The sequence below is a fragment of the Mycobacterium colombiense genome (assembly GCF_001953985.1).
Taxonomy (GTDB): domain Bacteria; phylum Actinomycetota; class Actinomycetes; order Mycobacteriales; family Mycobacteriaceae; genus Mycobacterium; species Mycobacterium colombiense_B.
The window spans coordinates 155133-177869 of the sequence record NZ_MBEI01000049.1; the positions used below are offsets into that span (position 1 = coordinate 155133).

21 protein-coding genes and 1 tRNA gene are annotated in these 22737 nt (G+C 66.0%); 8 read left to right on the forward strand and 14 right to left on the reverse strand.

Annotated features, from left to right (window positions below; translation table 11 throughout):
- The first annotated feature begins 2 nt into the window (after positions 1-2).
- A complete protein-coding gene (locus A5732_RS12415; RefSeq protein ID WP_076050868.1) occupies positions 3-536 on the forward strand; it encodes a DUF3592 domain-containing protein in 534 nt (177 codons plus the stop codon).
- 76 nt (positions 537-612) lie between these two features.
- Positions 613-1767, forward strand: coding sequence for a glycosyltransferase family 4 protein (locus tag A5732_RS12420; RefSeq protein ID WP_065076153.1), 1155 nt, complete (start codon positions 613-615; stop codon positions 1765-1767).
- Between the two features lie 9 nt (positions 1768-1776).
- Here A5732_RS12420 and A5732_RS12425 read toward each other — a convergent pair whose 3' ends face one another.
- Genes A5732_RS12425 through A5732_RS12435 form a run of 3 tightly spaced genes read right to left on the reverse strand, consistent with a single transcriptional unit; the run spans position 1777 to position 5868 of the window.
- Complete coding sequence (locus tag A5732_RS12425) at positions 1777-3012, reverse strand: cytochrome P450 (RefSeq protein ID WP_076102369.1); 1236 nt, start codon at positions 3010-3012, stop codon at positions 1777-1779.
- A 46-nt stretch (positions 3013-3058) separates the two neighbouring features.
- The gene (locus A5732_RS12430; protein ID WP_081396034.1) at positions 3059-4360 is read right to left on the reverse strand and encodes a cytochrome P450; all 1302 of its coding nucleotides are present in this window, start codon (positions 4358-4360) and stop codon (positions 3059-3061) included.
- A gap of 20 nt (positions 4361-4380) precedes the next feature.
- Positions 4381-5868 carry an FAD-dependent oxidoreductase gene (locus tag A5732_RS12435; RefSeq protein ID WP_076102339.1) on the reverse strand — a complete coding sequence of 496 codons (1488 nt, stop codon included), beginning with the start codon at positions 5866-5868 and terminating at the stop codon, positions 4381-4383.
- A gap of 166 nt (positions 5869-6034) precedes the next feature.
- Here A5732_RS12435 and A5732_RS12440 point away from each other — a divergent pair, with 166 nt between their 5' ends.
- Positions 6035-9199 carry an ATP-binding protein gene (locus A5732_RS12440; protein WP_076102340.1) on the forward strand — a complete coding sequence of 1055 codons (3165 nt, stop codon included), beginning with the start codon at positions 6035-6037 and terminating at the stop codon, positions 9197-9199.
- 77 nt (positions 9200-9276) lie between these two features.
- On the opposite strand, the gene A5732_RS12445 is transcribed toward A5732_RS12440, so the two are convergent.
- Together A5732_RS12445 and A5732_RS12450 are read right to left on the reverse strand one after the other, a co-directional pair.
- Complete coding sequence (locus A5732_RS12445; RefSeq protein ID WP_076050865.1) at positions 9277-9477, reverse strand: CsbD family protein; 201 nt, start codon at positions 9475-9477, stop codon at positions 9277-9279.
- A 180-nt stretch (positions 9478-9657) separates the two neighbouring features.
- Entirely contained in the window at positions 9658-10482 is an 825-nt protein-coding gene (locus A5732_RS12450; RefSeq protein WP_076102341.1) for an SDR family oxidoreductase, read from the reverse strand.
- A 57-nt stretch (positions 10483-10539) separates the two neighbouring features.
- Here A5732_RS12450 and A5732_RS12455 point away from each other — a divergent pair, with 57 nt between their 5' ends.
- Positions 10540-11232, forward strand: a complete 693-nt coding sequence (locus tag A5732_RS12455) for a demethylmenaquinone methyltransferase (RefSeq protein ID WP_076050863.1) — start codon at positions 10540-10542, stop codon at positions 11230-11232.
- 7 nt (positions 11233-11239) lie between these two features.
- Here A5732_RS12455 and A5732_RS12460 read toward each other — a convergent pair whose 3' ends face one another.
- Both A5732_RS12460 and menJ read right to left on the reverse strand, forming a co-directional pair.
- Entirely contained in the window at positions 11240-11650 is a 411-nt protein-coding gene (locus A5732_RS12460) for a DUF732 domain-containing protein (RefSeq protein ID WP_064951145.1), read from the reverse strand.
- A 113-nt stretch (positions 11651-11763) separates the two neighbouring features.
- On the reverse strand, positions 11764-13002 hold the full coding sequence (gene menJ, locus A5732_RS12465) for a menaquinone reductase (RefSeq protein WP_076050862.1): 1239 nt from the start codon (positions 13000-13002) through the stop codon (positions 11764-11766).
- A gap of 22 nt (positions 13003-13024) precedes the next feature.
- Here menJ and grcC1 point away from each other — a divergent pair, with 22 nt between their 5' ends.
- The 3 genes from grcC1 to A5732_RS12480 all read left to right on the forward strand — a co-directional run bounded on the left by grcC1 (position 13025) and on the right by A5732_RS12480 (position 15284).
- Entirely contained in the window at positions 13025-14032 is a 1008-nt protein-coding gene (grcC1, locus tag A5732_RS12470) for a nonaprenyl/(2E,6E)-farnesyl/geranylgeranyl diphosphat synthase (RefSeq protein ID WP_076102370.1), read from the forward strand.
- Between the two features lie 104 nt (positions 14033-14136).
- Positions 14137-15000 carry a zinc metalloprotease HtpX gene (htpX, locus tag A5732_RS12475; protein WP_076050861.1) on the forward strand — a complete coding sequence of 288 codons (864 nt, stop codon included), beginning with the start codon at positions 14137-14139 and terminating at the stop codon, positions 14998-15000.
- Between the two features lie 23 nt (positions 15001-15023).
- Entirely contained in the window at positions 15024-15284 is a 261-nt protein-coding gene (locus A5732_RS12480; protein ID WP_139334493.1) for a helix-turn-helix domain-containing protein, read from the forward strand.
- A 127-nt stretch (positions 15285-15411) separates the two neighbouring features.
- On the opposite strand, the gene A5732_RS12485 is transcribed toward A5732_RS12480, so the two are convergent.
- The 4 genes from A5732_RS12485 to A5732_RS12500 form a co-directional block, all read right to left on the reverse strand.
- Complete coding sequence (locus tag A5732_RS12485) at positions 15412-16962, reverse strand: SulP family inorganic anion transporter (protein WP_076050859.1); 1551 nt, start codon at positions 16960-16962, stop codon at positions 15412-15414.
- A gap of 242 nt (positions 16963-17204) precedes the next feature.
- Positions 17205-18230: an NAD(P)H-dependent glycerol-3-phosphate dehydrogenase gene (locus tag A5732_RS12490; RefSeq protein ID WP_076050858.1), complete on the reverse strand. Its 1026-nt coding sequence runs from the start codon at positions 18228-18230 to the stop codon at positions 17205-17207.
- 61 nt (positions 18231-18291) lie between these two features.
- Positions 18292-19797: a flavin-containing monooxygenase gene (locus A5732_RS12495; protein ID WP_076102342.1), complete on the reverse strand. Its 1506-nt coding sequence runs from the start codon at positions 19795-19797 to the stop codon at positions 18292-18294.
- Positions 19798-19901: 104 nt separating this feature from the next.
- On the reverse strand, positions 19902-20393 hold the full coding sequence (locus tag A5732_RS12500) for a YajQ family cyclic di-GMP-binding protein (RefSeq protein ID WP_076102343.1): 492 nt from the start codon (positions 20391-20393) through the stop codon (positions 19902-19904).
- A 69-nt stretch (positions 20394-20462) separates the two neighbouring features.
- Between A5732_RS12500 and A5732_RS12505 the strand changes: the two genes are divergently transcribed.
- Positions 20463-20546, forward strand: a tRNA-Tyr gene (locus A5732_RS12505).
- Between the two features lie 365 nt (positions 20547-20911).
- Here A5732_RS12505 and gvpO read toward each other — a convergent pair.
- The 3 genes from gvpO to A5732_RS12520 form a co-directional block, all read right to left on the reverse strand.
- Positions 20912-21238, reverse strand: a complete 327-nt coding sequence (gene gvpO / locus A5732_RS12510; RefSeq protein ID WP_076050888.1) for a gas vesicle protein GvpO — start codon at positions 21236-21238, stop codon at positions 20912-20914.
- Between the two features lie 145 nt (positions 21239-21383).
- Complete coding sequence (locus A5732_RS12515) at positions 21384-21674, reverse strand: GlsB/YeaQ/YmgE family stress response membrane protein (RefSeq protein WP_064950693.1); 291 nt, start codon at positions 21672-21674, stop codon at positions 21384-21386.
- Between the two features lie 39 nt (positions 21675-21713).
- Positions 21714-22421: a hypothetical protein gene (locus A5732_RS12520; RefSeq protein ID WP_076050856.1), complete on the reverse strand. Its 708-nt coding sequence runs from the start codon at positions 22419-22421 to the stop codon at positions 21714-21716.
- Between the last annotated feature and the right edge of the window lie 316 nt (positions 22422-22737).

The following is a 22737-nucleotide window of genomic DNA, read 5'->3' on the forward strand; positions in this document are numbered from 1 at the left end:
AGATGGCGGTGTCTCCAAAAGTTCTGCTGCACATCCTCATTCATGGACGCAGTGACCAACCGCCGAAAACGCGGGCCCGGATTGCGTTGCGGTGGGCCCGGATTGCGGTGCTGATCGTGACCGGCCTGGTCACGCTTCAGTCCATGCTGTTGGTGGCCGGCGCCTGGCGCAACGACATCGCGATCACCCACAACATGGGCGTCGCGCAGGCCGAGGTGCTCAGCGCCGGTCCGCGCCGCTCCACCATCGAATTCGTCACCCCCGAGCGGGTCACCTATCGCCCCGAGCTCGGCGTGCTCTATCCGTCCCATCTGGCCACCGGGATGCGCATCTACGTCGAGTACAACAAGAACGACCCCAACCTGGTGCGCGTGCAGCATCGCAACGCCGGGCTGGCGATCATCCCGGCGGGATCCATCGCGGTGGTGGGCTGGCTGGCCGCGGCGGCGATCCTGGCCGCGCTGGCGCTGCTGGACAAGTGGCTGGACCGTCGCGACGAGCCTGGCGACGCACCGGCCGGCCCGGCCGCAAAATAGTGTCGGACCTGCAAATTTCGCGTGACGTATACACACAGGCAACCTTGTCGACAGCCGACGCTGACACGGTGGTGATGTGCGCGTTGCCATCGTCGCGGAATCCTTCCTCCCCGAAGTCAACGGTGTCAGCAACTCGGTGATCCGGGTGCTCGAGCATCTGCGCCGGACGGGTCACGAAGCCCTCGTCATCGCCCCCGATACACCTCCCGGCCAGCCCCGGGCCGATCGCATCTACGACGGGATCCGCGTTCACCGGGTGCCGTCGCGCATGTTCCCCAAGGTGACCACCCTGCCGTTGGGCGTGCCGACGCCCCGGCTGGTGAAGGTGTTGCGTGGATTCGATCCGCACGTGGTGCATCTGGCTTCGCCCGCGCTGCTGGGTTACGGCGGGGTGCGGGCGGCGCGGTGGTTGGGGGTGCCGACGGTCGCTGTGTATCAGACCGACGTCCCGGGCTTCGCGGCGAGCTACGGCATTCCGATGACGGCGCGGGCCGCCTGGGCCTGGTTCCGCCATCTGCACGGTCTCGCCGACCGTACCCTGGCGCCATCCAGTGTGACGATGGAATCGCTTGTCGCTCATCGCTTTCCCCGGGTACACCGGTGGGCACGCGGCGTCGACGTGCTGCGGTTCGCGCCGTCCGCGCGCAGCGAGGCGCTGCGCGCACAGTGGTCGCCGCAGGGCAAGCCGATCGTCGGATTCGTGGGCCGGCTCGCGCCCGAGAAACATGTCGAGCGACTCATCGGGCTGGCCGCCGGCGATGCGGTTCAGCTCGTCATCGTGGGCGACGGTGTCGACCGCGACAAGCTGCAATCGGCAATGCCGACAGCGGTTTTCACTGGTGCGCTATACGGCGACGAACTCGCCGCGGCGTACGCCAGCATGGACGTGTTCGTGCATCCCGGTGAGCACGAGACGTTTTGTCAGGTCGTGCAAGAAGCGCTGGCGTCGGGGTTGCCGGTAATCGCCCCCGACGCCGGCGGCCCACGTGACCTCGTCACCCCGTGGCGAACCGGTCTGCTGTTGGCCGTCAACGAGTTCGAGCCCCGGTTGCCCGACGCGGTCGCACACCTGATCGCCGAACGGTCGCGCTACGCGCTGGCCGCCAGGCGTAGCGTGGTCGGCCGGAGCTGGCCGGTCATCTGCGACGAACTCCTCGGCCACTACGAGGCGGTGCTGTCGCCGTTTGTTCGACGCCAGCTTGTCGCCGGGCGGTACGCGCAGGGCGAATGAGCCGGCGTCTTATGACGGGTCGAATTCGATTGGCAGCGTGAGCGGTCCGCTCAGCCCGGTGAGGGGCTTCCACGGGGCGGGGCCGGTGCGATGGGCGTTGGGCATGCGCCGCGTCATGATCGCCAAGGCTTCGGCGAGCTCGAGTCGCGCCAGGTTGGCGCCCAGGCAATAGTGCATGCCGGCGCCGAACGTCTGCATCGCCGGGGCTCCGGCGCGGGCGATGTCGAGTCGGTCGGGGTCGTCATAGACGGCGGGATCGCGGTTGGCGGCGGCGGTGTTTGCGATAACCATTGTGCCCGTTGAGATTACCACGCCGGCGATCTCGACGTCCTCGAGAGCGATGCGCAAGGTGGCGCCTGCGATCGGTGAATGCCGCATCGTCTCTTCAACCGCGTTGGCCGCGAGCTCGGGATGCTCGGCCAGCAGGGCCCACTGTTCGGGGTGATCACACAACACCTGCACCGAGGCGGCCAGCTGGTTGCGGGTGGTGTCGGTGCCGGCGACCAGCAGGCCCGCGGCCAGCATGCGGAGTTCGTCGGCGCTCAGGTGATCGTCGCCCTCCTCGGCACGGATCAGGTCGGAGAGGAGGTCGTCGGTCAGCCTGTGGCGTCGCTGCGCGACCATGTCGTCGATGTAGGCGTCGAGTTGGTCCCACGCGGCCAAGATGGTCCGCTGGTAGGGGGCGACCTCCCAGCTGAAGGCCTTGAAGATGTCGTCTGTCCACTCCGAGAACAGCTTCCAATCCTCGGCCGGGGCGCCCAGAAGCGCACAGATGATCGGGATCGGATATTGGCGGGCGATGTCGGTGACCACCTCGCAGCGCCCGGCGGGGGTGTGGTGATCCACCAGTTCGGTGATCACCCCGACGATCGTCGTGCTCAGCCGCGCGGTGGCTCGTGGTGTGAAGGCTTTGGACACCAGGCGGCGCAGCCGCTGGTGCGCGGCCCCGTCGAGACTGATCAGGTTCGTGGCGACGCGCTCCCACAGTGGGCCGGTGGTGATGCCCTGGGAGGCAAGGAACATGCCCTGCGGCACCCGGAATCGCGGGTCGCGCAACACCGTTCGGACCAGTTCATAGGTCAGCAACTCCGGCCCATGGGGGCCGATGGCGATCGACGCCTGCTGTCGCGCCTGGCGGATGATCTTGTGGGCCTCGTCGAGGCTCTGGCACTGCTCGTAATCGATCTCCGGAAGGCCGGCATCAAAGACGCTCGGGCGGATCGACGTGTCAACCGTGATAGTCATGGTGGTGCCCCATAGGTCGTCGGTGAGGTGCTTCCACCACCAAGTCTTATCGGCGCGAGGGCCCACCACATGCGTAGCCGACTACCTGTCTTACAGGCTTTTTCGCACGATCCGGTTCACGCCCGAGCGCTGCGGGACGCCCGGGCGTGAACTGGACCGGCATCGAGTGAATGCCGTTGATCAACGTCGATGGCATCCGCTCGATAGGTCCGGCCAATTCCAGATCTTTCATCCGCATCAACACCTCGGCGATCAGCGCGGATGACTCCACCCTTGCTAAGTTCGCGCCGAGACAGAAATGGGTCCCGCCACCACCAAAGGCCAAGTGTGAATTGGGGTTTCGCGCAAGGTCGAGCCGGTCGGGCTCGGCGAAGTGTGCCGCGTCCCGGTTGGCCGACGGGTAGAACATCGCCACCCGGTCGCCCTTCTTCACCGGCGTCCCGCGCAGCTCGGTGTCCTTCATGGCGGTTCTGGCGAACGCTATCACCGGGCTGACGTAGCGCAGCAGCTCCTCGACCGCCGTCGACAGCAACGACGAGTCGGCCTCTAACTCGGCCCGCTGCTCGGGGTTCTCCGCCAGCACACACATGGCGCCGGCGACCAGGTTGCGTGTCGTGTCGCCACCCGCATTGATCAGCAGCAGGAAGAAGGAGTTGAATTCCAGATCGGTGAGGCGCCGGCCGTCGATTTCGGCATGCAGCAGCGATGTTGCGATGTCATCCTCGGGATGCGCGCGTTTGCGGGCCATGAGTTCCGTGGAGTAGGCCATCATCTCCGCCGCCGCCTGCGCCGCGTGCTGGTCACCGAGCACGCCGGTGTTCATGATCTCGGTCAGCTCATAAAGCCGGTAGCCGTCCTCTAGTGGAATGCCGAGCAGTTCGGCGATGACGTATGAGGGCAATGCCCCAGCGACTTCCTTGACGAAGTCGCACTCACCCCGTTCGACGACGGTGTCGACCACGTCTTTCGCCATGTCCGTGATGCGCTCGTTGAGCTTGGCGACCTGCCGCGGCGTGAAGCCCTTGCTGATCAGCCCCCGCAGCGCGGTATGGCGCGGGGGATCCATCGTGATCATCATGACGCCCCGCGGGTCGAACAGGTCGCCCGGATCGGGCGTGTCGAACCACACGGCCGTCGCCTCCGATGACCAGGTGGCGCTGTCGCGGGAGACGGCGTAAACCTCGTCGTAGCCGGTCAGCGCGAGGAATCCCGGGCCGTCCTTATACGGGTGCCATGCCACCGGCATGCGCTCGCGCAGCGCGCGGTATGCCTCGTACGGTATCCCCTGGGCATAGGTGTGCGGATCGGCGAGATCGACGCCACCGATGCTGATCGCGTCTTCGGTCACTGTCTGCCTCCGTGTGGTGACTACGCGGTGGCGCCGGGTACGCGCTCCGCGCCCAGTGGGCCGCAACGGATTTGGAATCGTTCCCGGACTGTGTCGAGAACACGGCGCTGGCGCTCGCGTTCCCGGCGATGCGTGAGCATGAACCGTGCCAGGCCCGGCAGGCGGCGCGGTAGTGGGTACCACTTGTCGAAATCGAGGCCGTTCTGGTTGAACACGCGACTGGGCACGTTGTCGTAGATCAGGCTGAGGTTGTGCTGGACAAGCGCGAAGAGCACGTACGGAAATGCCATCGGTGCCTTCAGCCGCAGTGCCTGCCAATCGATTTCGTAGAGCGGGATCTCACCGAGCTTGTCCAAGAACATCAGGTGCCCCAGGAAATAGCCCATGAACGCGGGCAAGTGCAGTATGGACGACCGCACGTTGATGGAAACGACTGCGCCACTGGGCGAAACGTACGGCTCGTACACGTATTCGGCGGGGAATTTGACATAACCCGTGCAGTTGACGATCCAGCTACCCGGCTGGATCGTCTTCGTCGATCCGCTCCGGAACACCAAGTCGGTGGTGCCATTTCGGTCGACTGCATCCTCGAAATAGTCCATGACAAGATCGTTCAACCCGGCGGAGATCGTGCGGTTCTCGGCCTCGGACAACACCCCCAGCACGAAGTTGTCTGCCTGGGGGGTCAGGAACGTGCCATGGGTGGCGCGGTACCAATCTTGCACCTGCGATTCGTTCGTGCCGTCGTACCGGCGATTCAGCTGAGTGGCGAGGGCGCTCGGCGGTGTGCCCGTCCACCACCGCCGGGCGCCGCTCGGCAACAGGATGTCGCGGTTGGAGAAGAAGGTGCCGCGGCCGGCGACGAGGTTGACCTCGCGACCGGGGTAGCTGGTGATCAGTGCGTGTGCGGTGTCCATCGCGGTCTTCCCGCCGCCGATGATCCACACCGGCGCATCACTTTCCTCGATGTCGCCTTCCCGAACATCGCAGTAGTCGGGCGACACCGAATGGACGCGCGTGCTGGAAATGTCGAGCGGTTCGTTGGGCGTGACTCCCAGGCCATAGGCTTTGATCAATCGCTTGGCCTCGATGACCAGCCACCGGCCGTCGGCAGCACCAACGGTGACACGCACGATTCCGTTCGCTTCTTCGTCCGACTCGAAGTTCCAGCCGTAATACTCGTCGACCTGGACGCGCTCCTTGATCACGTCGAGGCAGTGCTGAAAATGGTCGAGTACCTCGCACTTGGTAGCCAGGTAGCTGCGGTCCTCGCCGAGCGTCCACGCGATGTTGCCCGCAGTGAACATGGGGTGCGGTTGATGCAGCCGGACGTAGGAGTACACATCGACCCACATGCCGCCGACGCGCGGCCGCCGGTCGATCAGGATCACCTTCTGATCGCGCGACAGGTATCGGCTGGCGGCGAACAGGGCGTTTAGCCCGGCAATGCCGGCTCCGACGATGCAAACGTCGCAGGTTTCCACGGGTTGGTGCTTGGGTGCGGACATCGGAGCGCCTTTCCTCGCAGAGACCCAATTGTGCGTCCGCACCGTGCCGCCTGGGATGAGTAATCGACTACTTCATTAACGGCGACTCGGGTCCGCAGCGGTTTGCCAGCGGCCTATCCTTTGAGGACCGCAGCAAACGCTGGGGTCGGGATTGGCGGAGGGTCGGATGGCGGCCATAGCAGTGTGCCGGACGTGTGGCACCACGCCTCTGGAGGACGCCCGGTTTTGCCACGCCTGCGGCTCACCAATCCACGACGGCGATGACCGCGCCGAGTACAAGCAGGTCACGGTTCTGTTCGCCGACGTGGTGCATTCGATGGACATCGCCGCCGCGGTCGATGCCGAGCGGCTACGCGAGATCATGGCCGAACTGGCGGACAGGTGCGCCGGGGTGGTCAAGCGTTTCGGGGGCACAGTAGGCAGTTTCACCGGCGACGGGATCATGGCGGTGTTCGGCGCCCCCGTCGCGTTAGAGGACCATGCTATTCGCGGCTGTCTGGCCGCTTTAGATGTTCAGGAGCAGGCACAGCGGCTTGCCGTTGAGGTCCAAGAGCACGACGGCGTGGATCTCCAATTGCGGGTCGGCCTGAATTCCGGTCAGGTGATCGCCGGTGAGATCGGCTCAGGCTCTTTCGGTTACACCGCGGTCGGTGAACAAGTTGGTATGGCTCAGCGGATGGAATCGATCGCACCGCCAGGCGGGGTGATGCTCAGCGCGTCGACAGCCAGCCTCGTTGAGTACAGTTTCGCCTTGGGTGCAGAGGAATTCGTTCGTATCAAGGGTTCCGTCGACGCGGTGCCGACGCGTCGCCTGTTGTCCGCGTCGGCTGAACGCCGGATGGGTCGCCGGCATTCTCGCCTCGTAGGCCGCGAGTCGGAGACGGCAGCGATCTCGGCGATCCTGGACAAGGCGTTCGATGGGGTCGGATCTGTGGTCACCGTGTCGGGGCCGCCGGGCATTGGCAAGACGCGGTTGGTCCGCGAAGCAGTTTCGGTCGCGACAAGCCTTGGTTTCGAGGTGTTTTCCACCTACTGCGAATCGCATACTCGGGAGATCTCGTTCCGTGTGATCTCGCGACTCTTACGCGCGGTGTTCGGAATCCGCGGACTCGCACCAGGGGCCGCCCGGATGCGGGTGCGTGCAGCGGCGCCCCATGCCGGTGCCGAAGACCTGCTGTTGCTCGATGAGCTTCTGGGCATCCGGGACACCGATATGCCGGTGCCCGACATAAGCCCGGACGCGCGGCGCCGGCGGCTCATCGAGCTCATCAGCACGGTTTCGCTGGGCCGGCCCAACCCCGCCGTATACGTCGTCGAGGACGCACATTGGATAGACGGTGTCAGTGAATCGATGCTCACCGATTTCGCGGCCGCCGCCCTTCGAATGCGGGCAATGATGTTGATCACGTATCGCCCCGAGTATCAGGGGACCTTGTCGGAACTCGCCGAAGCCGAGGCCATCGTGCTTGCACCGCTGAGTGATTCGTACATCAGCGAGTTACTCGGGGAGCTGCTCGGGGTGGATTCGTCGGTAGGCGGGTTGTCCACGGTGGTCGCCCACCGCACGGCGGGCATACCGTTCTGCGCCGAAGAGATCGTGCGCGATCTGGCTGAGCGGGGCGAGATCGAGGGCGAGCAGGGTCACTACGTGTGTCGCCGAGAAATAGACGACGTGCATGTACCACCCACCTTGCAGGCCGCCATCGGTGACCGAATCGACCGGCTCACTCCCTCGGCGAAGCGGACGTTGAACGCCGCAGCTGTCATCGGTGCTCGATTTCGCGCCGAGTTATTGGAGCGATTGCTCGAACGAACGGACCTGACGCCACTCATCGAAGCCGGACTCGTCGACCAGGTCACTTACGGCGACGATGCCGAATACGCCTTCCACCATCCGCTCACTCAGAAGGTGGCGTACGAATCGCAGCTCAAGGCCGCGCGCTCGGACTTGCATCGGCGTGTGGCGGCGATGATGCAACAGACGAACGCCGCGGCCACCGGTGAGGGGGCGGCCATGATCGCGACTCAATACGAGTCCGCGGGTGAGCTGCCCGAGGCATATGAATGGTTCATGCGCGCAGCGGCCGGGTATGGGCCCCGCGACATCCGGGCGGCACGCGGAACCTGGGAACAGGCCAAACGCGTTGCCGACCAAATGCCCGGCGAAGATCCCAACTGTTTAGCGATGCGGATCTCACCGCGAGCTCTGTTGTGCGGCAGCGCCTTTCGCGTGGGAGGCATTCCAGAAACGACTGGCTTCGAAGAGTTGCGCGAGATCGCGACCGCGGCCGGGGACAAGAAGTCGCTGGCGGTGGGCATGGCCGGCTACCTCAACACGTTGTCGTTCAATTCGCGCCACCGGGAGGCTGTACGCACGGCGTCCGAGTTCGCCGCGCTGGTCGAGTCGCTAGGAGAGCCAGACATGGCCGTCGGCCTCCTTTTCGGGGCGGCGCAGGCTTATTTCGAAGCCGGTGAGGCGGTCGAAAGCCGGCGGTTGGCGCAGCGCGTCATCGACCTCGCGGACGGCGACCCCACCATGGGGAACTTCGTCATCGGATCTCCGCTTGCCTGGGCCATCGCCCTGAAGGGTGCGTCGTCGATGTTCTTGGGCCGTCCGGGGTGGCGAACCGATATCGAACGGGGCATTGCCATGGCGCGGTCGTTTGACGCGATGACCCGAATTCTGGCGCTGGTGTACAAATTCGCGGGCGCGATCGCAAACGACGCCATAGTGCCTGACGCGGAGGACATCTCATTGACGTCGGAGTCGCTGGAGATCGCGCTGCAGTCAGGGGACAACACCGCCGTCACCTTCTCATACATCATTCGGGCGACGGCATTGCTGCACAGTCCCGAGGGTGACCAAGCGGCCGGCATCGAGGCATTGGCCGCCGCGCGCCAGATGATCGTCCGCGAGGAACTCACCACGACACTGCGGCGGCTGACCGATCTCGAGTTCGCTCGGGCCAAACTCAGGTCCGGCGCACTCGACGACGCCATCGCCTTGGCGCGCCAGGTTCTTGACCAACAGTTCGCCACCGGTGAGATGATCTATCGTGGTCCCGCCATCGCGGTGCTGGGCGAGGCATTACTCCGTCGCGGTACAGAATCCGACGTTGATGAAGCCCAGAAATCGGTGGACCGGCTGGCGGCCGTGCCGACCGACCCGGGCTTCGTCCTGCACGAACTGCCGCTGCTGCGGCTACGGGCGCTCCTTGCCAGGAACAGCGGAGACGAGGTGGCCTACCGGCAATTCTTGGCGCGCTTCCGGGAGAAGGCGTTCGCAGCAGACTTCGAGGGATATCTGGCGCAAGCCGACGCGATGGCCTAACGGCGGCATGAAGTGGGCCGCGGCGCTAGCCGTCATACATGACGAGATGAATTGACATCCCGCGAGGGGTTCGCCGGTTAGACCTGACGGGGCCGGCGGGGCCGGCGGGGCCGGAATGCGTCTTTGACCTTTTCGCCGGCATCTCTCAAATGGCCCGCCCGCCGGTCCGCCCTGCCCTCGGCTTCCAACGCCGGGTCGTTGGTGGCGCGGCCCAGTGCCGCCTTGAGGTTGCCCGCGACCTGCCGCACCTTGTTTCGGGCCTTATCCGCGCCGCTCATAGCGTGTCCTTCAATTCCGTTCTCAGTGGTACTACAGCGCTTACCCCTTTTCCCGCCGAGCCACGCGCCTCCCCTCAGGCTTCGTGGTTTGCCGCGGACATGGTGGCGTACGCGTACGACCAAATCGACCGGGCCCGCGCAGAACTGAACGCGGCCTCGAACTAGGCGACCGCGGGCCAGTCAGCCCTGCGCCAGCTCCGCGACGGGCTGCCATTCCTCCCAGTTGCGCAGCCGGCTCTCGTAGTCGGCCTTCGCGGTTTCCAGCGGGGAAGCGCCGAAAAATACTCGCAGTGGCGGCTTTTCGGCGTCGACCACCTTCAGCAGCGCGGCAGCGGACGCCGACGGATCGCCCGGGCTGGCCCACCGGCGGCGGCGCTCGGCCTGGACGGCGGCGCGGACGTCGTCATAGGCCGAAATCGGATCGGCGTGCTTGGCGGAATCCCCGGCCCAGTCGGTGTCGAAACCGCCGGGCTCGATCAGCGTCACATGCACACCGAACGGCGCGACCTCCTGCGCCAGCGCCTGTGAGAAGCCCTCCAGCGCCCACTTCGAGGCGTGATAAATGCCGACCAGCGGGAACGCGGTGATGCCCCCGATCGAGGACACCTGGATGATGTGGCCGCTGCCCTGCTCGCGCAGATATGGTAGCGCGGCCTGGGTAATCCACAGTGCCCCAAAGACATTGGTCTCGATCTGGTCGCGTGCGTCCTGCTCGGAGAGTTCCTCGACGAACCCAAATTGCCCGTATCCGGCGTTGTTCACCACGATGTCGAGCCGTCCGAAGTGGTCGTGCGCCTGCTTGATCGCCGCGAAGTCGGCCGCCCGGTCGGTGACGTCGAGTCGAATCGGCAGCAGCGCGTCGCCGTACTTCTGCGCCAGATCGTCCAGGGAGGCCGTGTTGCGTGCCGTGGCGGCGACCTTGACGCCGCGCTCCAGCGCCGCGATCGTCCACGCCCGTCCGAAACCTCGCGATGTACCGGTGATAAACCACACTTTTTCAGTCACGCCCTCCTACAACGCCGCCCACGCCTCCTCATTCCCGCACGAGGTAGCGTCTTTCTGGTGAGCCGTGCGGAGTTGGACAAGGATCCCCGGGATGTCGCGTCGATGTTCGACGGCGTCGCCCGCCGGTACGACCTGACCAACACCGTGCTCTCGCTGGGCCAGGACCGGTACTGGCGCAGGGCCACCCGGTCGGCGCTGGCCATCGGGCCCGGACAGAAGGTGCTGGACCTCGCCGCGGGCACCGCGGTGTCCACCGTGGAGCTGGAGAAGTCCGGGGCGTGGTGTGTGGCCGCCGACTTCTCGGTCGGCATGCTGGCGGCGGGTGCGGCGCGCGACGTGCCGAAGGTCGCCGGTGATGCCACCAGGCTGCCGTTCGGCGACGACGTATTCGATGCCGTGACAATCAGTTTCGGGTTGCGCAACGTCGTCGACACCCAGGCCGGGCTGCGCGAGATGGCCCGCGTCACGCGCCCGGGCGGCCGGTTGGTGGTGTGCGAGTTCTCCACGCCCAGCAATGGGCTGTTCGCCACCGTCTATAAGGAGTACTTGATGCGGGCGCTGCCGCGGGTGGCGCGGGCGGTGTCCAGCAATCCCGAGGCGTACGTGTACCTCGCGGAATCGATCAGGGCGTGGCCCGATCAGGCGGCGCTGGCGCAGCAGATAACCCAGGCCGGCTGGACCGGGGTGCGCTGGCGCAATCTGACCGGCGGCATCGTCGCGCTACACGCGGGGTACAAACCGTCGCGCTGAGAAAGACCTAGTGATTGCCGGCGGCTTGCACGAAGGGGACCTGGTCGGGGCAGTAGTGATCGACCGCTGCGCCGAGGAACTGGAACGCCTGGCCCTGAGTGGTTCCGCGCGGCAGGTTGCGCTGGATGAAAGTGGCCGACTTGTAAGCGTCGCCGTCCACGCCCCTGCCAATGCGGTCGCAGGTGATCTTGCCCAGCCACGCCAACTGGTCCTGCGGCTGGTAGATGCCGAAGCCGTTGACGGTGTTCTTGAACGGCGCGTCGTAGTCGCTCGGGGGCGACGGCGTGCGCGGGGTGGGGTACGGCGCCGTCGGCGGCGGATCCGCCTGCGCCGGCACGGAGAGCTGCGCCGGCATGGCCAGCGCGGCCAGAGCGATTGCAGCAGCGGCTCCGATAGTAGCCAGGCTCGTTCCCTTCATTAGCTGGACTATACACGCCTCGCCGGGGGTGCGCGGAGGAAAGTCCATCGCCGATCGACGGCCCCGCGGCGGGCCGCGGAACCCCGCCGACCTGCGACGATGGGAGTGCTCGGTCAACTGAACGGCGTACGGCGGTCGAGCAGCCGGGACAGCCGTCCGCCGCCGCGCCAGGCGCGCGCCACCCAATCCGCGTCGTCGTCGGTGACCAGGTTGGCCATCACGCGCACGGCGATGGTCATCAACGTCGTCGAGCGCATCGCGATCGGTCCGGTCGAGGGCAGAAACCGCTGGAACGTCAGCAGCAGCGCCAGCCGGCGCGCCACCGAGAAGCCGCGACCGTAGTGCTGCTGCAGCAGCGACGGCCACACCTGTGACAGGTCGGGGCAGTCCAGCAGCGCCGCGGCCAGGCGCCCGGTCTCGAGCCCGTAGTCGATGCCTTCGCCGTTGAGTGGGTTCACGCAGGCCGCGGCGTCGCCGATCAGCATCCAGTTGGCGCCGGCCACCCCCGACACCGCGCCGCCCATCGGCAGCAGCGCCGAGGCCACCGCCCGCGGGTGGCCGGTGAAGCCCCACTCGTCGCGGCGCAGGTCGGTGTAGTAGTCGATCAGCGGCCGCAGCGCCAGGTCGGCGGGCCGTTTCGACGTCGACAACGCACCGACGCCGATGTTCACCTCGCCGTTGCCGAGCGGGAAGATCCATCCGTAGCCGGGCAGCACTTTGTCCTTGGAGCCGTCGGGTCCGCGCAGTTCCAGATGCGACGTCAGCCAGGGGTCGTCGGCGCGCGTGGTGGTCAGATATCCGCGCGCGGCGACGCCGTACACCGTTTCCTGGTGCCAGCGCCGGCCGAGCTTGCGGCCCAGCGACGAACGCGCGCCGTCGGCCACGATCACGTGGCCGCAGCTGACCTCGGTGCCGTCGGCCAGCGTCACCGACGTCACCCGTCCCGATGAATCATGTTGTGCAGCAACGGCCTTGGTACCGAGCAGCATCCGCGCCCCGGAATCCTCGGCGACCTTGCGGATCCGGTCGTCCAGCTCGAACCGGGCCACCGCGCTGCCCGTCGACGGGAACGACGGGCCGGGCCAATCGACCTCCAGCTCGCCGCCGAACCCGCTCATCCGCAGCCCCCGATGCCGGATGCGGGTGTCCAGCCAGCCGCTCAGCCCCAGCCGTTCCAGCTCGGCGACCGCGCGGGGGGTCAGCCCGTCGCCGCAGGCCTTGTCGCGGGGGAAGCTCGCCGAATCAATGACCAGTACGTCGTTGCCCGCGCGGGCGGCCCAGGCCGCCGCCGCCGAGCCGGCGGGCCCTGCGCCCACGATCACCACTTGGGCTCGGGTCGCTGCCGTCTTCATGCACACCAGTATGTTTGGTCCCGTGAGTACTCCGGCGACGGTGGTGGCGGGCGTTGACTTCGGTGATCCCGCTTTCGCGGCGACCGTGCGGGACGGTGTCGGCCGCATCGAGCAGCTCATGGAAGCGGAATTTCGCAGCGCCGACGACATCATGACCGAGTCGCTGACGCACCTGTTCAAGGCCGGCGGCAAGCGGTTCCGGCCACTGTTCACGGTGCTGTCGGCGCAGATCGGGCCCAACCCGGACAGCGTGGACGTGACCATCGCCGGCGCCGTCATCGAGCTGGTGCACCTGGCCACTCTGTACCACGACGACGTGATGGACGAGGCCGAGGTTCGTCGCGGCACCCCCACCGCCAACGTGCGCTGGGGCAACAACGTCGCGATCCTGGCCGGGGACTACCTGTTCGCCACGGCCTCCCGGTTGGTCTCCCGGCTGGGGCCCGAAGCGGTGCGGCTGATCGCCGAGACGTTCGCCCAGCTGGTGACGGGGCAGATGCGCGAGACGCGGGGGTTCGTCGGGGGATCCGACCCGATCGAGCACTACCTGAAAGTGGTGTACGAGAAGACCGCATGCCTGATCGCCGCGGCGGGCCGGTTCGGTGCCATGTTCTCGGGCGCCGACCCCGATCAGGTGGAGCGGCTGAGCCGCCTCGGCGGCATTGTGGGCACCGCGTTCCAGATCTCCGACGACATCATCGACATCGACAGCGACTCCCACGAGTCCGGCAAGCTGCCCGGGACCGACGTCCGCGAAGGCGTGCACACCTTGCCCATGGTCTACGCGCTGCGCGAACCAGGCCCCGAGGCGGCGCGGCTGCGTGAGCTGCTGGTCGGGCCCATCGACGACGACGAGGCGGTGGCCGAGGCGCTGGCGCTGTTGCGGGCGTCGCCAGGCATGGCCAAGGCCAAGCACTCGCTGCAGGAATACGCGGCGCAGGCCCACCAGGAGCTGGCCTTGTTGCCCGACGTCCCCGGCCGCCGTGCCTTGCAGACGCTGGTCGACTACACCATCAGCCGGCACGGCTAGCGTCGCCTCCACCAGCCCTGTGGAACCAACGGGGCCGTCTCGCGCGTTCAATGAGCTGTAATCGGCAATAACGCGCGCACCCGAGTGTTCCAAGGAGGACACCGATGACCTGGCATCCGCATCACAACACGTTCAAGACGTTCGCGTTGTTGGTTGGGATGTCCGCGTTGATCGTGTTCGTCGGTTCGCTGTTCGGCAGGACCGCGATGTTCCTCGCCGTGCTGTTCGCCATCGGCATGAACGTCTACACGTACTACAACAGCGACAAGCTGGCGCTGCGGGCGATGCGCGCGCAGCCGGTCTCCGAGGTGCAGGCGCCGGCGATGTACCGGATCGTGCGTGAGCTGGCCACCGCCGCGCACCAGCCGATGCCCCGGCTGTACATCAGCGACACCAACGCACCCAACGCGTTCGCCACCGGGCGCAACCCCCGCAACGCGGCGGTCTGCTGCACCACCGGCATTCTGGACATCCTCACCGAGCGCGAGCTGCGCGCCGTGCTGGGGCACGAGCTTTCGCACGTCTACAACCGCGACATCCTGATCTCGTGCATCGCCGGCGCGCTGGCGTCGGTGATCACCGCGCTGGCCAACATGGCCATGTTCGCCGGCATGTTCGGCGGTAACGATCGCGATGGCGAGAATCCCTTTGCGCTGCTGCTGGTTTCGTTGCTCGGTCCGATCGCCGCGACCGTGGTGCGGTTGGCGGTGTCTCGGTCACGCGAATATCAGGCGGACGAATCGGGCGCGGTGCTGACCGGCGATCCGCTGGCGCTGGCGTCGGCCCTGCGCAAGATTTCCGGTGGGGTTCAGGCGGCCCCGCTACCGCCGGAGCCCCAGCTGGCCAGCCAGGCGCACCTGATGATCGCCAACCCGTTCCGGGCGGGCGAGCGGATCGGGTCGCTGTTTTCGACGCACCCGCCGATGGAGGACCGTATCCGCCGGCTGGAGCAAATGGCCGGGCGCTAGCCCGAGTTCGCACGTACCATCGGATTTGGATGGTGATGGCGATGACTGAACCCAACGCGATGGATATCCACGAAGCCGGGCTGGCGCTGGATCTGCCCGACTTGATCTTCGAAACACGTGCCGGTGCCGGCATGAATCAGGCCCAATTGGCCGAGGCGCTGGGCACCACGCACGAAGCCGTCGCCGCGTGGGAGGACGGGACCGAAGTGCCCCGCGTCGACGTGCTGGAACGGCTGGCGCAGGTGTGCGGCAAGCGGTTGCACATCCGCATCGACGTCGACTGACCGTTGCAGGGCGCTCTCTCCGGGTAATGAGTGAGCTCCGATTCCGATAGCGCATGCGCTAGCGGAATCGGAGCAACCCATATGGTCCCCGGAGACCGTGCCAGAGCGGGCCCGCGCCCGACTCCAATTACGCTGCGGCCTCGGGCCTTTGCGCGTCGACCAGCGGTTCGTCCGCGCCGCGGTCACCCGTCTCGATCAAACCCTGGATGTGAACCGTCCCGCCCGTCGCCTCATGCTGATGCTGCCAGTCGGTAATCGCCTGGTGCGCAGCATGATCGAGGTAATGCACCGCAATGGCCACCGTCGCCGTCGCGCCCTGCGGAACCGATGCCAGCATCCGTGTCAGCCTCGGCAGCGCCAGGAAGGTGCATGCCGCGCCGTGGATGCTCACCCGCCATTCGTCGTCCACCGGCGTGGCTTCGATCTTGGCCCGGATCACCCGCCAGCCGGTCAGCGTGATGGCCAGCGCGAGCCCGATCATGACCCCGTGCAGCAGGTTCAGGAAGATCACGCAGACGGCCGTCACGACGTACACCGCGAGATCACCGTGCTTCATTGCGGTTTCGATGTGGGCCGGCTTGAGCAGCTGAATCCCGATGACGATGAGCAGACCGGCGAGGGCGGCGGTCGGGATCTCCTCGACCAGCCCGGCGAACGGGATGGTGAACAACAGGATCCAGACACCGTGCATGATCGACGAAGCGCGGGATTTGGCCCCCGCGTTGACATTTGTCGAGCTGCGGACGATGACACCGGTGATCGGGAGCCCGCCTACGGTGCCCGACACGATATTGGCGGCGCCCTGCCCCACCAGCTCGCGGTTGAAATCGGTGCGTGGCCCGTTGTGCATCCGGTCGACCGACACCGCCGACAGCAGGCTCTCGACGCTGGCGATGAGCGCCACCGTGATCACCCCGATCGCGAACGCGCCCCAGTTGCCGTGGGGAAGATCGGGCAATCGCAGCGCGTCCAGCGGTGACCCCTCGAGGTCGATCCGGCGCACGTGGAATGGGAAGACCACCGAGATCACCGTCACCGCCACGATGGCGACCAGGGGACCGGGAATGCGGCGCACCTTGGCCGGAACCCAGCGCCACGCCACCAGGATGACGATCACCAGCACCCCGAGGATCACGCCCGGGCGGTGCGCGCCGATGATCTGGCCGGGCAGTCCGATGAGGTTGTGCCAGGCCGTGCTCTTGGATTTCCCGCCGAGCAGCACGTGCGCCTGCTGCAGGGCGATCGTGATGCCGATGCCGGCCAGCATCGCGTGCACGACGACCGGTGAAATCGCCAGGGCGGCGCGCGCAACCCGGCTGAGCCCCAGCAGAACCTGTACGACTCCGGCGGCGACGGTGATCAAGCACGTGACGCCCCAACCGAAGTCGGAGACCAGGCCGGCGACAACCACGGTCAGCCCGGCCGCGGGACCACTGACCTGAAGCGGGGACCCACCCAACGCGCCGACGATGATTCCGCCGACGATCGCGGCGATCAGGCCGGCGAGCACCGGGGCGTTGGACGCGATCGCGATCCCCAATGACAGCGGGAGTGCGACCAGGAAGACCACCAGTGATGACGGCAGGTCGTGCCGGATGACGCCGCGCAGCCGATCGATGCGCGGTTGGGGCCCGTTTTCTGAACGGGTTCGGCCATCCGCCTGTTCAACGTTGTGCATCGGTCGCGTCCCTCGTTAGGTGTTAGCGGGGGATGTGCGATATTCGCCCCATATTCGGCCTAGTTACCTCTTCGTAACGTGTTGGCGTACAGGCGATTACACCGGGCTGACCTGCAACGTCGCGCCCGGAAACTCCTGATCGCCTGCAACGACGGTAATTTGCTGGCAAAGGCCGGTCAAGCCGACGGGCCCTGCCCATAGAGAACGCAAAGATTTGAATTACCTGGCGTTAACCAACCAGTTCAGAAGCCCGAGCCGTGCACCTCATGGCCTGGAACCTCGGCGATCAGGCCCCGATAGGCCTGCTCGACGGACGAGCCGTGGTTGATCACGGCGTCGACCTCACGGGCGATCGGCATGGTGAGGCCGAATTCGTTGGCAAACTCCATGATCACGCTGGCGGCCTTGACGCCCTCGGCGACCTGGTTCATCGAGGCGATGATCTCGTCGATTGGCTTGCCCGCCCCCAGTTGTTCACCGACGTGCCGGTTGCGGCTGCGCTGGCTGGTACAGGTGACGATGAGGTCGCCCAGCCCGGCCAGGCCCGGGAAGGTGTCCGGATGGCCGCCCAGGGCGACGCCCAGCTTGGTCATCTCGCGCAGCGCGCGGGCGATCACCAGCGCGCGGGTGTTCTCGCCGATGCCCAGCGAGTAGCCCATCCCGACCGAGATGGCGTAGACGTTCTTCAGCGCCCCGGCCATCTCCACCCCGATGACGTCGTCGGTGGTGTACACGCGGAAGCGCCGGGTGCGGAACAGGCCCGACAGTCGGGTCGCCAGATGCTGGTCGGGCATCGCCAGCACCGCCGCCGCGGCGTAGCCCTCGCCGACCTCGCGCGCAATGTTCGGTCCGGCCAGGATGCCCGCCGGGTGTCCGGGCAGCGTCTCCTCGATGATCTGCGACATCCGCATGTTGGTGCCCTGCTCGAGCCCCTTGACCAGCGACACCACCGGCACCCACGGCCGCAGCTCCTTGGCCAGCTCGCTCAGCACACCCCGAAAGCCGTGCGAGGGAACGCCCATCACGACGACGTCGGCGGAGTTCGCCGCCTCGGCGAAGTCGGTGGTGGCGCGCAGGGTGTCGCTCAGCACGACGTCGTTGCCGAGGTACCGGCTGTTGCGATGGTTCTCGTTGATGTCGCTGGCGGTCGCCTCGGAGCGCACCCACTGCAGCGTCGGGCCGCGACGCGCGCAGATTGATGCCACGGTGGTGCCCCAGGAACCGCCACCGAGGACAACGACTTTGGGTTCGCGCTTCTCAGATGCCATGGCGATCAGCGTATTGCGGACACCTGCGATTTAGTAGCAGTTCACAAACACTCAGACCGGGCTAGCCGGCCAGCGGTGCGCGGTCGTCGACGCGGCCGAACACCATCGCCTCCTCGATCCGGTCGAACCGGTAGTCGAGGGCGTCGGCCAGATAGTTCTGCCGCACGTTCCACGGCCGCTTGGTGCCCGACTTCGGCAGCAAGTGCACCGAGCGCAACACGTAGCCGGCGTTGATGTCCCACGACGGCTTCTCGGTCATCGGCTCGTTGCCGCGATGCGGGGCGGCGTGGGTGTAGCCGTGAGAGGCCATGTGTTCCATCAGCTTTGCCGTGGCGCGGGCGGTGATGTCGGCGCGCAGCGTCCACGACGCGTTGGTGTAGCCCACACACCAGAACAGGTTCGGCACGTCTTCGAGCATGTGTGCTTTGTAGACGAACCGGTCGCTGGTCTTGATCTCGGTGCCGTCCAGGCTGATCGCGGCACCGCCCAGCGCCTGCAGTTGCAGCCCGGTGGCGGTGACGATGATGTCGGCGTCGAGGTGCCCGCCGGATTTCAGTGCGATGCCGGTCGCGTCGAAATGGTCGATGTGGTCGGTGACCACCTCGGCGCCGCCCGCGGTGATGGCGTTGTACAGGTCCGCGTCGGGGATCAGGCACATCCGCTGGTCCCATGGGTTGTAGCGCGGCTTGAAGTGGGTGTCGACGTCGTAGCCGGCGGGCAGGCTGCTGATCGCCTTGCGCCGCAGCAGCCATCGCACCAGCCCGGGCGCCTTGCGGGACAAGGCGAAGAACACCGCCTCGGTCAGGGCGCTGTACATGCGGATGACGAGATGAGCAGGCTTGCGGGGCAACAGCTTTCGAGAGATCGCGGCGACGGCGCCGTACTTGGACGCCGAAATGAGATAGGTCGGCGAGCGTTGCAGCATGGTGACTTTCGCGGCGCGGTCCGACAACGACGGCAGCAGCGTGACCGCGGTCGCCCCGCTGCCGATCACCACGACCCTCTTGCCGGCGTAGTCGAGGCCCTCGGGCCAGTGCTGCGGGTGCACCATGGTGCCCTCGAATTGCTCGATGCCGGGGAAGTCGGGGGTGTAGCCCTCGTCGTAGTTGTAGTAGCCGCTGCCGAAGAACAGGAAGCGCGCGCGGTACAGCTTGCGGGCGCCGTCCTGCTCGACGGTGACCGTCCAGGTGTCGGTGGCGGAGTCCCAGTCGGCCGAGCGCACGTAGCTGTTGAACCGGATGTGCCGGTCGATGCCGTACTTGCGCGCGGTGGCGGCCAGGTACTCGCGGATGTGCACGCCGTCGGCGACGCCCTCTCGGCGGGTCCACGGTTCGAACGGGAACGACAGCGTGAAGATGCTGCTGTCGGAGCGCACCCCGGGGTAGCGGAACAGGTCCCACGTCCCGCCGATCTGCGCGCGCCGCTCCAGGACGGTGTACGTCATGTGCGGATTGCGCTCGGTGATCCGGTAGGCCGCGTCGATGCCGGAGATGCCGGCACCGACGATGATCACGTCGGAGTATCCGGCCTCGGCGTTATCGGCGGCTTCCTGGGGAGTCACGGTCATCGTGAACCTCGCTCAAGTTGTGGGACTCGTCACTAGCCTAAAGACCCACCGGTTGGTCGGGCTAATAACGCGCGAATCAGCGTCACGACGTGCCAACTGCGCCGTCAGCGGTAGTTGACGAACTGCAGCGCGACGTCCAGGTCGGCCTGCTTGAGCAGGGCTTGGACGGCCTGCAGATCGTCACGCTTTTTGCTGGTGACCCGGATTTCCTCGCCCTGGATCTGGGTCTTGACGGACTTGGGGCCGTCGTCGCGGATCAGCTTGGTGATCTTCTTGGCATTCTCGCTGCTGATGCCCTGCTTGAGGGTGCCGTTGATCTTGTAGGTCTTGCCGGAGGCGTGCGGTTCGCCGGCGTCGAAGGCCTTCATCGAGATGTCACGCCGGATCAGCTTCTCCTTGAAGACGTCGACGGCCGCCTTGACGCGTTCCTCGGTGGACGACGTCAGCTCGATAGCCTCGTCGCCCTTCCAGGCGATTGTGGTGTCGGTGCCGCGGAAGTCGAAACGGGTGGCCAACTCCTTGGCGGCCTGGTTGAGCGCGTTGTCGACCTCCTGGCGATCCACTTTGCTGACGATGTCGAACGATGAGTCCGCCATGCATTTCGTCCCTTCACTCGGTGATAGGCGTTTGTGCTTTGTCTACTCGCTCGTTGTAACCTGTCTGGCGGCAGGTTGCCCGAGCGGCCAATGGGAGCGGACTGTAAATCCGTCGCGAAAGCTTCACAGGTTCGAATCCTGTACCTGCCACCAAGGGGGCTACACAGTAGCTGCGGCGGCCCCGTCGAAAGCATCGGCCACCGCGTCCAGGTCGTCGGGGAAACGGGCGCGAACCTTGGACAATCCCAAGGCCGTTTCGACTCAGCCGGCCGCCGCGAAGGTACTGCCCGCGCTGTCGGACAAGCTACGGTCAGCATCGGCGCGCGGTCCGCGAGGCCGCCTGGCGGTCGTGGGAACGATGGCCGAAGCTTCTGGTGCTGTGTCCACCGGCCCCGCCAGGGAGCGCGGGAAGCGGGTGAGTGTCGTCTCTACTAGAGGGCGACAGTAGTAACACACGACATCGGGACCGAGCGTGGGATAGCCGCACGCGGCGCAGAGATTGACCTCGTTGGCGATCGTCACTTCGGCCCGTCACCATTCGCGTCGCCGTTTAGGGTCTGCTCTGTCTCCGCTTCAGGTGACAGGGCTTCGCCGCGCATATAGCGACGAGTTCGCCCGAACCACAACAGTGTTCCGTCGAGATCCAGCTCGATTTCATATAGTGCGAGCATGTCCGCCGACGACGGAATCCGTCGTTCTTCGACAATTTCCGCTTCGACGATCCAGCCACCCTCGTCGTCGGGCTCTACCGCAGTGATCCGTTCCGGGTGGCGGCCAGTCATCTCGGTGATGTACCTGGGGGCTAGTCGGGCCGCTTCGCGCGCCACTATTGATGAGTTTGACATCGTCCTCACCTGCTCGAGACTTCGTCAAGTGCTAGTACCCCCGAGCACTGTTGGACAAACGTCAAATCTTAGACAAATCTTAACCAAGTGACGTTCGGCAGCAGCTTCGGGCGCTCGTCGGGCGGTGAGCGATCCGCCAAGCCGGCTACCGGCGAAGTAACCCGCTACGGCGATAACGGCGCACCCGCACGGCTTCCCAGATCGCGATGAGGACGACGGCAACACCCACGCCGATCAATAACGGAATCCAGGCGATTCCACCATTGGCATTGTGGTATCCGAACTGACTGGCCACCCAGGAGCCGATCAACCCGCCCAAGGCCCCTAGTGCAACCGTCATAATGATGCCGATGTCTTGCTTACCAGGCATGACGAGACGCGCCACTAAACCGATGAACGCGCCCACGACGATGGCGATAACTATCGACCCGATCATTGCAACTCCTGTCCTAAATGCGCTGTCGCGCCTTCCATTTCACTTGCTGCGCGACTTCTCTCCGTCGCCCTGCGCCTGCGCTGTCTCGGCAGGCTCCTGCTCGCCCTGGGGCTGCCCGGTCTCGGCGGACTCCTGCTCGGTGCCTTCGTCGAGCGCACCCTCGGTGGTCCTCGCCCGTCCGAGCGCCGCCGTCCTGAAGATGAACTTCTGCCCGCCGATCGCCAGGTCGAGGAGCATGCCTCCGTCGTCGAACACGTAGATGGACGAGCCTGAACCGAAGCCCTTCGAGGCCTGCCCTCCGGCCTTGACCAACTCCACGGCCGCGTCGGCCGCGAAGGCGTACTTTCCCGCTTTGAACTTCTTGAGGGTGTCCTCGTCGTGGAAGACGACGAGCTCGTGGAAGGTCGTCCCACCGACCTGAACCCCGATCGTCAGCTCGACGATGGCGGCGTATCCGGTCACGTGTTCGCCCTCGAACAGTTCGCCGATCCCATACGCGCCGCCGAGGACGAGCGACGCCCGGCCGATCGAGGGCACAACCGCGAAGCCGGCCGACTCATCCAGCTCCTGCTTCAGGTCCGGGTTCTTGCTCTGCACCTGCTCCAGCGCGGCGAGCGCATCGGCGTGCAGCACGGGGCCGAGGCTGGCCTCCTTCTGCAACGCCTCGAAAGGGTTGCCGCTGACGGCGTCGCCCACCGCTTTGACCGGTTTTTTCAGTCCATCGACGATGTCACGAAATTTCGACATGTCTTTCCTTCTTAGATTGCGCTGAGTTTTGGGTCTTATTTCGCCGAGGGTGCCTGCTCCGGTATCGCATCGGCTGTCGCTGATGCCTGTTCTGTACCTGCCGCAGATGCCGCTTCCGCTTCGGCTTTAGCCGCGCGTGTCAACTGCCTCCGCTTAACCCACAGCCAAACCGCCATTCCTATCGCACCGGCAGCAAACAACACAGCGCCCACCACGATGGACCAACGGCTACGAATGCTCCGCTTCCAACGGCGCGTCAGTCGGGGCACCGAGCGGGGCCGACCGTGAGATAGCCGCACGCCGGGCAAGGTATCGA